The sequence below is a fragment of the Amycolatopsis rubida genome (assembly GCF_900115345.1).
GTDB classification, from domain to species: domain Bacteria; phylum Actinomycetota; class Actinomycetes; order Mycobacteriales; family Pseudonocardiaceae; genus Amycolatopsis; species Amycolatopsis rubida.
This window is the reverse complement of the sequence record NZ_FOWC01000001.1, coordinates 600,161-614,916: the sequence shown is the minus strand read 5'-3', so window position 1 is coordinate 614,916 and position 14,756 is coordinate 600,161. Positions and strand designations below refer to the sequence as shown.

General features: G+C 67.1%; 16 protein-coding genes. 8 read left to right on the top strand and 8 right to left on the bottom strand.

Going from position 1 to position 14,756, the window contains the following annotated elements; genetic code table 11:
- Window positions 1–5: 5 nt before the first annotated feature.
- Complete coding sequence (locus BM362_RS03025; protein ID WP_244287029.1) at window positions 6–1,418, bottom strand: ATP-binding protein; 1,413 nt, start codon at window positions 1,416–1,418, stop codon at window positions 6–8.
- A gap of 672 nt (window positions 1,419–2,090) precedes the next feature.
- On the opposite strand from BM362_RS03025, the gene BM362_RS03020 reads away from it, so the two are divergent.
- Both BM362_RS03020 and BM362_RS03015 read left to right on the top strand, forming a co-directional pair.
- Window positions 2,091–3,485 carry an MFS transporter gene (locus BM362_RS03020; protein ID WP_167545191.1) on the top strand — a complete coding sequence of 465 codons (1,395 nt, stop codon included), beginning with the start codon at window positions 2,091–2,093 and terminating at the stop codon, window positions 3,483–3,485.
- Window positions 3,485–4,933 carry an amidase gene (locus tag BM362_RS03015; protein WP_093572132.1) on the top strand — a complete coding sequence of 483 codons (1,449 nt, stop codon included), beginning with the start codon at window positions 3,485–3,487 and terminating at the stop codon, window positions 4,931–4,933. The genes BM362_RS03020 and BM362_RS03015 overlap by 1 nt, the downstream gene beginning before the upstream one ends.
- Here the strand turns inward: BM362_RS03015 and BM362_RS03010 are convergent.
- Together BM362_RS03010 and BM362_RS03005 are read right to left on the bottom strand one after the other, a co-directional pair.
- On the bottom strand, window positions 4,892–5,683 hold the full coding sequence (locus tag BM362_RS03010) for a hypothetical protein (protein ID WP_143132369.1): 792 nt from the start codon (window positions 5,681–5,683) through the stop codon (window positions 4,892–4,894). The genes BM362_RS03015 and BM362_RS03010 overlap by 42 nt on opposite strands.
- Window positions 5,680–6,393, bottom strand: coding sequence for a hypothetical protein (locus tag BM362_RS03005; protein ID WP_093572130.1), 714 nt, complete (start codon window positions 6,391–6,393; stop codon window positions 5,680–5,682). Before BM362_RS03005 ends, BM362_RS03010 begins: the two co-directional genes overlap by 4 nt.
- Before the next feature lie 159 nt (window positions 6,394–6,552).
- Between BM362_RS03005 and BM362_RS03000 the strand changes: the two genes are divergently transcribed.
- From BM362_RS03000 to ppk2, 6 genes are read left to right on the top strand one after another with little or no spacing between them, the layout of a single operon-like run.
- Entirely contained in the window at window positions 6,553–7,158 is a 606-nt protein-coding gene (locus BM362_RS03000; RefSeq protein ID WP_093572129.1) for an RNA polymerase sigma factor, read from the top strand.
- Complete coding sequence (locus BM362_RS02995; protein ID WP_093572128.1) at window positions 7,158–7,910, top strand: hypothetical protein; 753 nt, start codon at window positions 7,158–7,160, stop codon at window positions 7,908–7,910. The genes BM362_RS03000 and BM362_RS02995 overlap by 1 nt, the downstream gene beginning before the upstream one ends.
- Window positions 7,840–9,471 (top strand): hypothetical protein, encoded by a 1,632-nt coding sequence (locus BM362_RS02990; protein ID WP_244287028.1) that lies wholly within the window; start codon window positions 7,840–7,842, stop codon window positions 9,469–9,471. Before BM362_RS02995 ends, BM362_RS02990 begins: the two co-directional genes overlap by 71 nt.
- 5 nt (window positions 9,472–9,476) lie before the next feature.
- Window positions 9,477–9,707, top strand: coding sequence for a hypothetical protein (locus BM362_RS02985; RefSeq protein ID WP_067583831.1), 231 nt, complete (start codon window positions 9,477–9,479; stop codon window positions 9,705–9,707).
- Between the two features lie 58 nt (window positions 9,708–9,765).
- Entirely contained in the window at window positions 9,766–9,990 is a 225-nt protein-coding gene (locus BM362_RS02980; RefSeq protein ID WP_067583834.1) for a hypothetical protein, read from the top strand.
- A 39-nt stretch (window positions 9,991–10,029) separates the two neighbouring features.
- The gene (ppk2, locus tag BM362_RS02975; protein WP_093572127.1) at window positions 10,030–10,920 is read left to right on the top strand and encodes a polyphosphate kinase 2; all 891 of its coding nucleotides are present in this window, start codon (window positions 10,030–10,032) and stop codon (window positions 10,918–10,920) included.
- Window positions 10,921–10,926: 6 nt separating this feature from the next.
- Here the strand turns inward: ppk2 and BM362_RS02970 are convergent, their stop codons facing one another.
- From BM362_RS02970 to BM362_RS02950, 5 genes are all read right to left on the bottom strand, one after another.
- Window positions 10,927–11,706 (bottom strand): class II aldolase/adducin family protein, encoded by a 780-nt coding sequence (locus tag BM362_RS02970; RefSeq protein WP_067584078.1) that lies wholly within the window; start codon window positions 11,704–11,706, stop codon window positions 10,927–10,929.
- Window positions 11,707–11,764: 58 nt separating this feature from the next.
- Window positions 11,765–12,301 carry a helix-turn-helix domain-containing protein gene (locus BM362_RS02965; RefSeq protein ID WP_067583840.1) on the bottom strand — a complete coding sequence of 179 codons (537 nt, stop codon included), beginning with the start codon at window positions 12,299–12,301 and terminating at the stop codon, window positions 11,765–11,767.
- A gap of 19 nt (window positions 12,302–12,320) precedes the next feature.
- Entirely contained in the window at window positions 12,321–12,686 is a 366-nt protein-coding gene (locus BM362_RS02960) for a VOC family protein (protein ID WP_067583843.1), read from the bottom strand.
- Between the two features lie 10 nt (window positions 12,687–12,696).
- Window positions 12,697–13,587 (bottom strand): hypothetical protein, encoded by an 891-nt coding sequence (locus tag BM362_RS02955; protein WP_232791715.1) that lies wholly within the window; start codon window positions 13,585–13,587, stop codon window positions 12,697–12,699.
- Between the two features lie 72 nt (window positions 13,588–13,659).
- The gene (locus tag BM362_RS02950) at window positions 13,660–14,697 is read right to left on the bottom strand and encodes a tetratricopeptide repeat protein (protein ID WP_067583848.1); all 1,038 of its coding nucleotides are present in this window, start codon (window positions 14,695–14,697) and stop codon (window positions 13,660–13,662) included.
- Between the last annotated feature and the right edge of the window lie 59 nt (window positions 14,698–14,756).

Below are 14,756 nucleotides of genomic sequence, written 5' to 3'. Positions count from 1 at the left end.
GAAGGCTAAAGAGCGGCTGTGTCGTCCAGGACCCAAGCTGGCTGGTACCTCATGTAGCGTCGGCCTGTCGTTGGGTCGACCGCGGCGACCAGTCCGGCGTTCACAGCATCCCTGATCAGATTGCTGATCGTCGGCACGCTCACGGAGTCGCTGGCGAAGCGCTCCTTGAGGGACGAGTTGGTCAAGGTCTTGCCTTCCACGTACCGCAAACAAGCGTGCAGGTAGACAGCACGAAGGCGCTCTTCTTTATCCATTTCAGAAAAGGGTTTTGGCCCATAAAGGATAACGCGGGTGCTGGTTCCCGGAAGTAAGATCAAGGGGGCCGGGAGTTGTTTTAATTCAACTTCAAATGCAACCTTGTCCCAACCGCTTCCTCGTTCTTCGCATATCTTTGCGCGACGCATCATTGAAGCGATCTTCTCGTTTCTTGACTGAGGGGGAGCGTCGATGAAACGAGAAGGGTCGACGAGTGGTCGACCAGGGCTGGTTATCTCAACCCGGCTGTCAAATACCTCAACCATTGGACCGTTTCCGGTTTGTGTGAAATCCTGATGGATAAGGGCATTCGCTAGAAGCTCCCTGATGGCAAGTTCAGGGAACATTCGACCGTCGTTCCTGAGTGCTTGACCAATAATTTCATTTGCTGGGAGCATGTCATTCAAGTATTGAACTGCGCCTTGGAATCCTGTCGCGTAGCCATGTACGCCATCGGTCTCTCGAACGGTATTTATTCGGTTGTCGCCCCGGAACTGGACAATCCTCAGGGCCTTACGGCTCAAAGGCGGAAAGTTGGCTATGTCCCGGGCAAAGAGCATGGCTCCAAAGTTTGTAACATCCCAGCCCTCGGTGTCCGACTCGCGAATGATGTCGTCCGAAGCTAAGTTGTTCAAGATTTGGCTTAGTTGTTCGGCGTGGGGCCTATTGAGCAGTCTGTGATAGCTAGAGTAGTCGATCAGGTCGACTACCTCTTGGGCGCTGACTGATGAGGCTGCGACGTTGTCCTCGAAGGACGTCTGGTCAAATACTCGCCACAAGCGCCTCTGATGATCGGGGTAATCCCTCAGCTTCTTCTTGTAAGACCCGACTCGGATGTACTCAAAGTCCTTGAATCTGACCGGTGCCGTGTGTGTTGCCGCGACCTCTAGAAGAACTAGTCGCTGCCCGTCCATTTCAAATGGGTGAAATGCTATGTGAACTTGTGGAAATAGGAGTCGGATTATCCACGCAAGAAAATCTTCATTTCCGGAAGCCTTGGCTGTCGCCGGGTTAAACGAGGTTCCAACGACGGCGTGGTCGGAATCTCGGATTCCCCAGACAAGGTACCCATGCGTCTGCCCGTTCAAGGCCGCGCCATTAGAAAGCGCTGAGATGTACTCGCCGATCTCATCCGGCTTGACGTTGTTCTCCTTGAATTCCACCCACTCGGTCTCGTTGGGCAGTGCCACGAGTCGACGCACGAGGGCCACAAGACGGCTGGGCTGCGATTGAGCGGTCGGAACCATCTTAGCCCTGCCTAACTGACCGAGGTTGGTGCGCCGAGTGAAGTCATCGCTGTAAGGCTACCCTGCGCGGGTCTAGCCGAGAGGGGACACTGCCTGAGGCAGCACACTGAGGAGATGTGTCCCGGACTCACGGCGCACGTTGGCGGGCTTGCGCTTGCCAGTCTATTGCCAGTAATCAACGACAAGGAACGCTGGCCAACCCCCACCGTCCCTCAACGGGGCACGGCGCTAGAACGCTCTTTGGCCAGGTACTGCCCCTTATCGCGAACTTTCGGCAAACGACGATCGTTGTCGACGCCAGACCAGAAGGTCAGGGGTTCGAATCCCTTCGGGCGCACGTCTGGTCGAGACAGTAAAGCAAGAAACCCTCTGGAAACAGGGGGTTTCTTGCTTTTTCGGCTCCCGGATTGTTTCCGGTCGCAGCCCCTCCGATGCCCGCCGCCGCGGATCTCCCTTGCCGCTTGCCGCCGAACCGAGCGCGTCGTCATCTGGCACCACGTCCGCTGCGGGCAACTGGTACTTGCGAGCCCTGGCGAGCCGGTGATATCAATCACGGCACTAAGTGTCTTAGAGGTAAGGAACTTTTCCGTGACTTCGGACCATGAGCTTCGGGCCGCGCCGTCGGCGACAGCCCGTGATCGGACCTTCCCGGAGGTTTCCGCGCGCATCGACCGGCTGCCGAGCTCCCGGTGGCATGCCGCGCGGCGGCTGCTGCTGGGTTCGGTGACCTTCATCGCGGGCTTCGACCAGCTGCTGATCGCCTACGCGTTGCCGCTGATGCGGGCGGAATGGCAGCTGGGGCCGGGCGAACTCACCGCCTGCGTCATGTCCGGGGCGATCGGCGGACTGATCGGCGGTCCGTTGATCGGGATGCTCGCCGACCGCTTCGGCCGGACGAGGCTGGTGCTGGTCACGACGACGCTGACCGGCCTGTCGAGCCTGCTGATCGCGTTGTCGCCGGGCGTCGGCGTGTTCTGCGCCCTGCGCGCGATCCAGGGGATCGGCATCGGCGGCGAGATCCGTTCGGCCGCGATTCTGATGGCCGAACTGGCCGGACGGGGCAAGCGCGGCCGGGCCGTCCTGCTCTACGAACTCGCGTTCCCCGCCGGGCTCACGTTCGCCGCCGTCGCGTCGATCGCGCTCCCGGTGATCGGCTGGCGGCCGCTGTACCTGATCGGCGCCATTCCGCTGTTCCTGATCTATCCGATCTACCGGCTGATGCCCGAGTCGCCGCGGTGGCTGGCCGTGCACGGCCAGTCCGAGCGGGCACTGGCGGTCGTCGAACGCATCGAGCGGGCTGTCGCCGAATCGACCGGCCGTCCGCTCGACCCTCCCCAGTTCGACGGCACGGCCGCGCCGACCGGGCGGGCCCGCGCACGCGATCTCTTCAGCCGCCGGTACCTCCGCCGATCGGTGACGACCTCGGTGATGTGGTTCGGCGGATTCTTCGTCAATTACGGGCTGACGACGTGGCTGCCGACCATCTACCTCAACGTCTACCACCTGAGCCTGTCCCAGGCGCTCTGGTACACCTTGATCACGAGCGCGGCCGGGCTGTGCGGATCCTTCGCGGCCGCGGCGTACGTCGATCGGATCGGCCGGAAGAAAACATTGCTCGCCGGATTCGCCATCGGCGGGGCGCTTCTGGTCCCGCTCGCGCTCATCGCCGGTTCGGGCGCGGTGCAGGTCTTGATCTGGTCCACGCTCTCCGCGGCGTTCATCTTCGCGGCCAACATCACGATGTACGTCTATTCGGCCGAAGTCTTTCCCGCTCGGTTCCGGGCCGCGGCGTCCTCGGTGGTGGGCACCTGGTCGGCGGTCGGGATCCTGCTCGGCCCGGTCGTGGTGTCGGGACTGCTCGGGCTGGGAGCGACCACAGCTGTGGTGTTCGGCGTGCTGGCGCTGGTCGGCCTGGGCACGGCCGCGATTGCCTTGCTGTGCGAGGAGACCGCGGGCAGGCCGCTGGAAGAGGCGGCCGGCTGATGACTGACGACGAGCTGATCTACCTGACCGCGAGCGATGCGCTGGAGCAGTTCTCCTCGGGCGCGCTCTCGCCCGTCGAGTTGATGCGCGCGGTGCTCGCCCGGGCCGATGCGGCCGAACCGCGGATCAACGCGTTCGCCGCCAGGTTCGACGAACAGGCGCTGGCGCGAGCGAAAGCGGCAGAGCACGCCTACCGAGACGGGACCGCGCCGCCGCTGGCCGGACTGCCGATCGCGGCGAAACTGGACCTGCGCATCGCCGGACACCCCGCCGATCAGGCCAGCCTGCACTTCAAAGGAGCCCTCGCCGAGGAAACCGACGTTGTCCCGCGGCGGATCGCGCAGGCAGGCGGCATCGTGCACGCTCGCACGACGATGCCCGAGTTCGGCGTCGCCAGTTTCACCCACAGCGCCCTCTACGGCACGACCCGGAATCCGTGGAACACGGAGTTTTCTCCCGGCGGTTCCTCCGGCGGGTCCGCCGCCAGCCTCGCGGCAGGCACCAGCGTGCTGGCGACCGGAAGCGATTCCGCCGGGTCGATCAGGATGCCTGCCGGATATTGCGGAGTCGTCGGCTACAAACCGACCAGGGGGCGGATTCCCAGTCCCCCGGCCAAATGGGCCAACCCGCTTTACTCGCAGGGCGTCCTGGCCCGCACGGTCGCCGACTGCGCGTTGTTCGCCAATGTGCTTTCCGGACCGGACCCGGCCGACCCCTCGTCCTTGCCCGCCGCGCCGCTGCTTCGCGCCGCGCCGGAGGTCGACGGTCTTCGTGTCGCGGTCAGCCAGACTCTGGGCGGGTTCGCGGTCGAGCCGGCGATCCGGCGGGCGACCGCGGCCGCCGCGATGTCGCTCCGGAGCGCGGGTGCCGAGGTCGGCTTGACCGAGCCGGCCTGGGACGCGGCCAGCGTGCAGTGGGCGGCCCGAGTACTGCTCGAAATGCACGCGGGCCCGGCCGAGCAGCTGGATCGGCAGCTCATGATGCCTTACGCGGCCGTTGTGCTCGACGGATTCCGCGAACGGACCGCGGCCGACTACGCCGAGGCGGTCAAGCACCAAGCGGCCGCGTGGCATGCGCTCCGGGATGTGCTGACGGAGGCGGACGTGCTCATCTGTCCAACGCAAGGACTGTTCGGCTTCCTCGCGGGGGAGGACTACGTCACCACCCAGCCGGTCATCGACGGCAAGGAAGTCAAGTACCCCTACGACACTCATCTGTGCCTACCGTTCAACCTGCTCAACAGTTGCCCGGTGCTGTCCGTGCCGTCGGGTTTCGGGCCTGGCAACGTGCCGCTCAGCGTGCAGATAGTCGGCAAACCGCATTGCGACAGCGATGTTTTCGCGGTCGGCGCGGCGATCGAGCGGTACCACCGCGGCTATCCGGGGTTTGCCTCCGTCCGTCCGGAGCTAGGGCTTCCGGAGCCGGTCCAGCACAGCCCGGGCCTGTGATCGCGCGATCGACGACAGCTCATCCATCTTCAGCGGCGTCTCGCCGGGTGCGCGGTGGACGGCGACCTGGATCTCCACCGTCACGTTGCTGTCCTCCACTCCCACGATGTAACTCGCGCCCGGGCCCGGTTCCGTGGTGCTGCCCGCGCGCCAGTAGTTGCGAGTGCCGAGACCGGGGGTTGTGCCGGAGGTCCAGCCCGGCGACGGCTTGGTGTTCCACTGCTCGTAAGCCGGTGGCCGGTCCGCGGAGGCGAACTCGGCGCGGACGGCGATCCCCGCCTCGTTGGTGGCGACGCCGTCGGTCGCGGAGGTGCTGGTGTAGCGGAGGCTGCAGCTCAGGTCGCCGCCGTAGCCCTCGCTTGGCCGGCCTTCCCGGTGGACCGGCGGGATCGGGGTGGCGGACCATTTCGCCAGCGGTTTCGGGTCCAGCAGGGCACAGGCATCGGAGATCCCGCTCATCGAGTACTTGCCCGGCGGCGCGGCGGGAGAGGCCGTGGTGGACGGGGCCGGGCTCGGGGCGGCCGGGGCCGGCTTGGCTTCCGGAGCGGACGAGCCGCCGCTGAGGGACAGGCCGATCGCGATCCCGACGCCGAGAATCACGACCAGTCCGATCGCGCCCGCCACGATCAGTCCCGTCCTGGGGCCGGGCGGTTTCGCGGGCGGGGGATAGCCGAAACCCTGGCCGGGCGGCGGATATGGTTGCCCGGCAACGGGATAGGAATGCCGGCCGTCGCCAGGCGAGTCAGTCATCGAATCCCTTTCAGCCCGTTCAACGCCTTCCGGGCCTGTGCTTCGGCGATCGGCTGGACCTCGGTGCGGTGCATCTGCGCGACCTCGCGGGTACGGCTGAAGTTGAGCCGGACCCGGACCGAGACGTTCTCGTCCACCGCGCAGAGGACGTAGCGGGTGTCCGCGACCAGCTCGCCGAAGACCTCGGAGTGCCAGAAGCCCTCGGTGCCGACTCCGGTGATGGGCCCGGACGCCTTGCCCTCGCCGGTTTTCGCGAGGGTGCCGCGTTTCCAGCTCGCGTAGGAGGACGGCGCGGTGCCCTCGGTGAAATCGACGTCGAGGAGGATTTCGGCGGTGTTCAGGATATCGCTGCCGGTGTAGCGCAGCTGGCAGCTCAGACTGCCGGCGTCGTGCTCGCTCGGGCGGACTTCCTCGTGCTTGGGCGGGCCCTTGGGCGTGGGCGACCACTTCTGCAACGGAGCGGGATCGACGAGATCGCAGGCGTTGCCGACGTGGTCCATCGAATAACCCGGCACGGCGGCCCGTTCTGGCGGACGCTCGGCAGGCTGCCCGGCCACAACGCCGACGGCGATCCCGATCCCCAGTACGACGACCAGCGCGACGGCTCCGCCGATGATCCAGCCGGTCCGCCGGGGTTTCGCGGGCGGCTGTGCGTAACCGGCCGCGGGGAAGGGGTTCGTCGGCGGCTCATCGCGCCTGTAGTCGGTCATCCCCCACAGCCCTCCACGTGACCTGGCTCCGCCTGACTATATCTTTCCGCTTCCCGCCGAGGCGAGACACTGATCACCCTGGACCCGGGACTGATGCAACGCTGTCGAGGCGACCGGGGACATGGGGTTGTGACGATAGTTTCGGATCAGGGGCGGGGGATGCCGGCCGAGCACGACGCCGACGTCCCGGATGTCCCCGGTGGCGACCAGGAGCTGTGGGCGAGGGCCGCGGCGGGCGAGGTCGCGGCGTTCGGCGAGCTGTTCGGCCGGCATGCCAGCGCCGTGTGGAATTACGCCTACCGGCTGACGGGTTCCTGGGCCACCGCCGAGGACCTGGCCTCGCTGACCTTCCTCACCGCGTGGCGGCGGCTCGGCGAGGTGACGCTGGTGAACGACAGCGCCCGGCCGTGGCTCTACACCGTGACCGCCAATCTGGCCCGCCGGGAACAGCGCCGCCTCGGCCGTTTCGCGGCCGTGCTGACCCGGTTGCCGCGCAATCCCGTGGTCCGCGATCACGCCGAGGAGGTGGCCGGCCAGATCGACGCGGACCGACAGCTGAAGGTCGTGCTGAGCGCGGTCGCGAAGCTGCCTCGGGCCGAACGGCGGGCTGTTGAGCTTTGTCTGCTGGGCGGTTTGTCGACCGCGGAGGCGTCCGCGGTGCTCGGGATCGCCGAACCGAGCGTGCGCGCGCGGATTTCGCGCGCGCGAACCCGGTTGCGCGAGCTGCTGCGGGACATCGGCGCACGCGTCGGAGAGGAGTTCTGATGGCCGACGATCTCAACCTACCGCCTGACCGGCCGATGCCTGATCTCCTGAAGGAATCTCTGTGGAACCGGCTCGTTCCGGAACTGCGCGCACGGCGGCGCCGGAAGCTGGGCTTGCCGCTGGCGGTCGCCGCGGGAGTCGGCGCGCTGGCCTTGGGCGCGACGCTGGTGTTCTCCCCGGTGTACGACGCCAGTCCGGACTCGACGCGGGTTCCGGCCGGTGCCAGGCCGGACTCCGGGGACACGCAACTGCTCAAGGCCTGCCTCGACAGCGCCCCCTCTTTCGGAGCCGTGTTGCCTGATCGGGGAAGTTGGCGCTCGACGCTGAAGATCGATCAGGACGAGAAGCGGAGTTACCTCGTCATCCGCAACGCCTCGCTCGCGGCGGTCTGCGTTCTCGATCACGGCCAGGGTTCCGGCCCTGACGACCAGAACGCCGGCCTGATGGTCACCGACGCCAGGGACTGGATCCACGGGCGAGAGGGCTACGCCTGCCTCAACGCGACCCGCCCGATCTGCGGTTTCGCCAGCGTCGTCAATCCCGGCCAGCCGAGCGTCGTGTTCGGGGTTGTCAGCCCCGACGTGGCCGAAGTGGAGCTGTACGGGCCGGACGACTCGGTGACTCCCGCCGTGCTGAACGACGGCACTTTCGTCGTGAAATTCGTCGAGGACGATTCTCCGCATGACGAATACAACCGAAAATTCCGAGTTACCATGCGCGACGGGCAGGTCCACGACTTTCCGGGGAGATAGCACCGGACAGATCGGTCTTCCGAAGACTGCTGCTGGGGGAAACGTAATAATGGCACTGGGTTTGACGACGCCTCGATCGGGTTGTGAACAGCCGGTTTCCGTCCGAAGACGGGTGGATTGGCTGTTGCTCGGAGCGGCGGTCGCGTCGGCATTGTTCTTTGTGGTGGCGCACGGTCATCTGATCGACGACACCTATATCACCTTGAGCTACGCGCGCAATCTCGCGTTTCACGGAAATTGGGGATTGCTGGCCGGCAGCACCTCGAATACGGCGACCTCGCCGTTGAACGTGCTTTCCCTGGCGGCGTTGACATTCGTGCTGCGGGACGCGGTTCTCGCCGCGGGCGTGCTGTACGTGGCCTGCCAGGTGCTGCTGGTGCTGGCGCTGCGGAGGGTGGGCGCGGTCGCCGGGCTGCCACGCTGGTTCCCGGTTCTCGCGACCGCCGCGTTGACGGTGAACCCGCTGCTGGTGTCGTCGATCGGCATGGAGGTCGAACTCGGCGCGGCCGGACTTGGCTGGCTGCTGGTCTTTTCGGTGGAGCGACGGCCGTTCGCGTTCGGACTGGCGGCCGGTGCGCTGACCTTGGTCCGGGTCGATCTGCTGCTCTTCGCGGGCGTGGTTTTCCTGGTGCGGAACCGATTCTGGGTCGAGGGCCTGCGCAGCGTGCAAGGCGCGGCGCTGGTCGCGGTGCCGTGGTTCGCGTTCAGCTGGGTCGTATTGGGCGCCGCCGTTCCGGACACTCTTGTCATCAAGACCTTGCAGGGCGCGCGACAGGCTTGGGGGAAGTGGGAATTCGGCAATGGCATCGGACTGTACTGGCAGAACATGCCGGGGCAGACGGTGCTCGCGTTCTTGTGCGCCGGTTTGGCGGCGTTGGCCGGGTTGCGCTGGCTGGTCCTGGCGTTGCGCGGCGACGCGGCCTGCCGCAGGCTGCTCCCGTTCGCGGCGCTCGCGGTGGCCGGAGCGGGACACAGCCTGGCCTACGTTCAGCTGAAAGTTCCGCCGTACCACTGGTATTACGGCCCCGGAATCGTCGCGGCGACGCTGTTCGGCTGCGCGGTAGCGGCCGGTTCCGCGCACCGAATCGAGCGTGCGGCCGGGACGGCTGTCATCGCGGCTTTGGTCGGTGCCAGTGTGGTCGGTTATGCCGGGACCGGTCTGCCACGCGACTTCGCGCCGTTCACATCGAACTACACCACGAGTGCGCAGTACGCCGAAATCGGCCGGGAGGTGGGAAGACTGGCTGCGGGACGCACGGTCGCCAGCGCCGAGGAGATCGGAGTATTGGCCTACACCTGCGACTGCGCGATCATCGACGTCTTTTCCGACCGCGGCCGCATGCCCGGGGCGATCGCCGAACTGGAAGCACGGGCCGGACGTCTGTCGCGCGGACTGCTTCGGGTGAACTTCGCGTTCTTCGACTACACCGTGCGGCCGCGGAAAGTTGACCTCGCGTTGCGCCGGGTTTGGGGACCGCCGCCGCCGGATTATCTTGCCCACTGGACGATTTCCGCGCCGCTCTACGGACGTGCTGAGTTGTACCTGGTCAATGCGCGGTAGAAGCCATGGCTCCCTTGCGTGGCGAACGGCTCGACGGCACCGCGCAGGAAGCTGCCGCGGCGCGAGGCGAGATTTTCGACATCGAATGGCCGGAGCCGCACCGGAAATGGATTGCGACGGTCGAGGACACCTCGCAGTCGGGGTTTACTGGCTGGGGCACCGGACAGACGCGGGCGACCAGGCGGTGCTCGTCGGGAGGATCGCCGAGGTTCTCGACGGTCCGCTCGGAAAGTTGACGAACATCGTCGAGCCGGTCGCCGCGATGCCGGATCGCAGCCGGGCCGGGGCGGAGGTGTGGCAGTTGACGCGGCAGTCCCGCACTTCGCCGGGTCGTGGCTCACCGTGCGCGATCAGGCGCAGCTCGTCGCGGTCGGGAGCGGGTTTTCCCCGGCGGGGCCGCGGTTCAGCAGCATCAGCGGCGAAGAGTGCGGAGTGGACTTCACCGCGCCGTTGCGTCGGTCGCCGGTCTGGCAGATGCCGCGGCCGGAGACGGCGCACGAGGACCTGCGGAAGTTCTGAGACACCTCCCGTTCACCTGCCCTGCTTAAAGTCGGCCGCATGTTGCGGGACGTGCGGGAGTACATCGATCGGCTTGAGATCGACGGGCATTCGGTCGGAGAGGATCACGATGACGATCCCGTGTTGATCGACGCGTTCGGCAAGGCCGTCGACACCTGGCGGGAGAACTATCCCTACGACGAGCGCATGCCGCGCGAGGAGTACGACGAGACCAAGTATCTGCTGCAGGTCGAACTGCTCAAGCTGCAGAACTCGATCAGCGAGACCGGCAGCCGGCACGTCATTCTCTTCGAGGGACGCGACGCCGCGGGCAAGGGCGGCACCATCAAGCGGTTCATGGAACACCTCAACCCGCGGCACGCTCGTACGGTCGCGCTCGCCAAGCCCAGCGACCGGGAAGCGCACCAGTGGTACTTCCAGCGTTACGTCCAGCATCTGCCGACCGCAGGCGAGATGGTGTTGTTCGACCGGTCCTGGTACAACCGGGCCGGGGTTGAGCGGGTGATGGGGTTTTGCTCGCCCGAGCAGTACGAGCAGTTCATGCACCAGGTGCCGCTGTTCGAGGAAATGCTGGTGGAGAGCGGGATCACGGTCACGAAGTTCTGGTTTTCGGTGACCCAGGCCGAGCAGCGCACCCGGTTCATCATCCGGCAGGTCGACCCGGTGCGGCAGTGGAAACTGTCCCCGATGGATTTGCGGTCGCTCGGCAAATGGGACGACTACACCGCGGCCAAGGAGGCGATGTTCCTCCGCACGGACAGCGATCTCGCGCCGTGGATCACGATCAAGAGCAACGACAAGAAGCGCGCCCGGATCAACGCGATGCGCTACTTCCTGTCCCGGTTCGAGTATGCGGGCAAGAACGAAAAGATAGTCGGGGAACCGGATCCGCTGATCGTGAAGCGCGGGCGGGACGCGGTCGGCGACTGAACCTCGTCAGTCCAGCACGTCGGGTTCCTGCTCGACAATCAGGTCCTCCAGCAGGCGGAAGTTGTTGCGCGCCATGTTCGCGCTGCCGAATTGCCGGGCGGCGAGCGCGGCTTCTTCGGCGGTCATCACGCGAGGAGTGCCGGCGGCTTCGGCGAGGAGTTGCATCTGGCAGGCGCGTTCCATCGTGATGAACCACCACGCCGCCTCGCCGACGCTTCGGCCGACGGTCAGCAATCCGTGGTGGCGAAGGATCGCGGCGCGTTTCGAACCGAGCCGGGCGGCGATGCGCACGCCCTCGTCGCGTTCCAGGACCAGGCCCTTGTACTCGTCGAAAAGCACGTGATTTTCGTAGAACGCACAGGATTCCTGGACAATCGGGTCCAGCACACGATTCAACGCCGACCAGGCGCGGCCGTGGATCGTGTGTGCGTGCGCGACGGCGACGACGTCCTCGCGGGCTTCGTGGATGGTCGAGTGGATGGCGAAGGCGGCCTTGTTCGTGCGCCGCGTTCCCTCGACCACTTTTCCGTTCTCGTCGAGGAGAAGCAGATCGCTGACTTTGATCCGGGAGAAGTGCACCGCGTACGGGTTGACCCAGAACCGGTTCGGGAATTCCGGGTCGCGCGCGGTGAGGTGCCCGGCGATGCCCTCGTCGAAGCCGTACCGGGCGAACAGCCGGAAGGCGACGGCGAGCTGGCGTTTGCGGTGCGCGCGTTCGGCGGCGGCGGACTCCAGGTGTTCGGGCAGGGTGTCGAGGTCGAGTTCGGCTACCGGGGCGTCGGTCATCAGCATCTCCCAATATTGCCTGTCTGGCAAACAGGGTGCCTCGTAGGCACAATGAGAGTCAAGCGATCACGACGAGGACTTCCGCGTCCGGCGCGCCGCGCAGGGTGTGGTCGGTGCTGCCGGGGAACTGCGCGGAGTCACCGGCGGCCAGGAGGTGGGTTTCGCCGGCCAGGGTCAGTTCGAGTTGACCGCTGACGACGTGCAGCCACTCTTCGCCGCGATGCCGGGTCGGCCGCGGTGGGACGGACTTGCCCCGCAGCGTCACCAGTGTCGCCTCAAGAGCAGACGACGGCGGGGACAGATGGGTCATGGAAGCGCCGCGAGTGCCGTACGTGACGGCGTCCTCGCGCTTGACGATCGGCGAGCGGCGTTCCTCGGAAGCGACGAGATCGGCGACGCTGACGTCGAGCGCCCGCGCGAGAACCACCAGCGTGCCGAGACTGGGCACCCGCTGGCCGCTTTCGACCCGGGACAGATAGCCCGGCGTGAGGTCCGCGGCGGCGGCGACCTTGTCCAAGGTGAGGCCGCGTTCCAGGCGAAGCTCACGCAATCGTCGCGTGATCCGCTGCTCGGCTTCTTCCGCCTCCTGGCTCATCCCCACACTGTAAGCGGGCTCAGCCCTCCAGGAACTCCAGCCGGTTGCCGGCCGGGTCGAAGGCGTGGAACCGTCGCCTGCCCGGGATTTCCGCGGGATCGGCCCACGTCACGGGCCGTCCGGAGGCTTCGATCGCGGCGGCGACGGTGTCCACGTCGACCACGAACGCCGGGTGGGCCTTGAGCGCCGGCCGGAAATCCGCCTCGACGCCGACGTGCAGTTCGCCGTCCGGGCCGCCGACGCCGGGCACCTGGAACCAGCAGCCGCCGCGAGCTGCCAGCAGCGGCGGTTTCGGCAGTTCCCTCCAGCCGAGCACGCCGGTGTAGAACGCGCGTTCGTCGTCCTCCGCGCCCGCTGGGCAGGCGACCTGCACGTGATGGATCATGCCTCGAAACCTACGCCAGCTCAGCGGGTTTTGGTTCCGGGAAAGCGTAGAACCGCACCGCCAGATCACGCGCCTCGCCGGACGGGCCGGGTTTGCGAGCGGCGTAGCGGTGCACCAGTTCCAGGTACTCCGCTTCGAACTCCTTCAAGTCCTTGTGACTCAGCCGGATGCCGGCGCGGCTGCCGGCGGTCCAGCCGTCGAAGGTGTCGCGGCGTTCAGCGGCCCAGGCCATCAGGCGCACCTCGCGGTCGTACTTCGCGTCGAGGTAGGCGGCCAGCTTCGGCCGGTCCTCCTCCGGGAAATCCTCCGGCTTCGCTTCGTTCGTGCTCTGCGGGACGGAGTGCCAGCGGCCGTCGCGGGTGCGGCGCGTGTATCCGGCGTGGGTGAGCGTCAGCAGCGCGGCCGGGACGTCGATCGACGGGATGTGCGCGCGCAGTTCGGCCGAGGTGGCGGGCATCAGCCGGAGCAACCGCTGGTAGTTCGGGTTCGTGTGCACGGCGATGTCGCGCATGGTCAGCGGCCGCGGTCGCGCGTTGCCGGCGAGCAGAGCGCGCGCTCGCAACATCAGGAACACCGCGATCGGCACTTCCGCGAGCAGCGCGGTGCCGAGGCTGGCCCACTGGTCGGGACCGCCCCAGTCGAGGACGACGTCGAACCAGGCGTCGCAGCACAGCAGCGCGGCGGTCGCGGCCAGCATCGGCACCGAGGCGCGGCTGCGGCGCATCCCGAGCAGCACGGACGCGGCGAAACACAGCAGCAGGACGAGGTCGAAGCCGACCCAGGCGACTCGCCACTGGCTCGTGTCGAAGTGCTCGGGCAGGGTCAGCCCGAGGTAGACAGTCCACGGAACCAGGAACACCGCGATACCGGCGAGGATGGCGAGAAGCACGCGTCGGAACACTCGATCGACGCTAGCCGTGCCGGGGGCGGGCGGCATCCGGGATGATCCCGGAGATCAACCCCGGGAAACTGTCTACTGTGGCCGGTCGGCGGCGAGGGCCTGCCAGTGGTCGGCCTCGGCGGTCGCGCCGCGGGCGCGCAGCATCCGGGTCAGGCTCAGCATGCCCTGGACGTCGCCGGTTTCCGCGGCGACCCGGAAGCAGCGTTCGGCCTGTGCCAGGTCGCTGCGGGCTTCGGCGAGATGTCCCAGGTTGGTGAGCGCGGGGATGCTGCCGTGCTCGGCGGCCTTGCGGTACCAGGCCGCGGCCTCGCCGTCGTCGCGGCGATTGCGGGCGAGGACCCCGAGGTTGGTCATCGCCGCCGCGTCGCCCGCCTCGGCGGCTTCGAGGTACCAGTTCTCCGCTTCTTCGAGGTCGCCCCGGCGATGCAGCAGCAGCCCCAGCCGGACCTTCGCCTCGACGTGCCCGCCCTTCGCGCCGCGACGGAACCATCGCTCGGCGTCGCCTTCCCGGTGGGCTCGTTCCGCTTCCCGGCCCAGCAAACAGGTCGCGGAGAGTTCGCCCGCGTCCGCCGCGGCTCGCCACCAGTGCGCCATCTCCTCGGGTGCACCGAGTTCGCGCAGGACAGCGCCGAGGTCCAGCATCGCTGTCGCGTCGCCCGCCTCGGCGGCCGCGCGGCACCAGCCCTCGGCGTCGGAGAACCGGCCGTCTTGGACCAGCAGGTGGCCCAGCAGTCCGGCCGCCTCCGTCGCGCCGGCTTGGAACGCGGCGGCGTACCAGTGCTCGGCGTCGCCGAGGTGACCCTGGTTTTCGCAGGTGCGGGCATATCCGAGCATCCCGTGCGGCTCGCCGGCCTGCGCGGCTTCGTGATACCAGCGGGCGGCTTCGTCCTCGGCTCCGCGTTCGGCCAGCAGGTGGGCCAGCGCGGTCATGGCGATCCGGTCACCGCCGGAGGCGGCCCGCCGGTACCACTCCTCGGCCTCCGCCGCATCCCCGCGTTCGCGCAGGTCAGCAGCGACCCGCGTCATCGCTACGACGTTGCCGCCCTCCGCCGCTTTCCGGCGCAGGTAGTCATCGACGCGGGTGTTCCACTTCCGCAGCCGCCCGGGCATCTCGCACCCGCTCCTTTCCGGCTCCCCACTGAAGTCAATCGTTTCGCAACGCGCGTGCG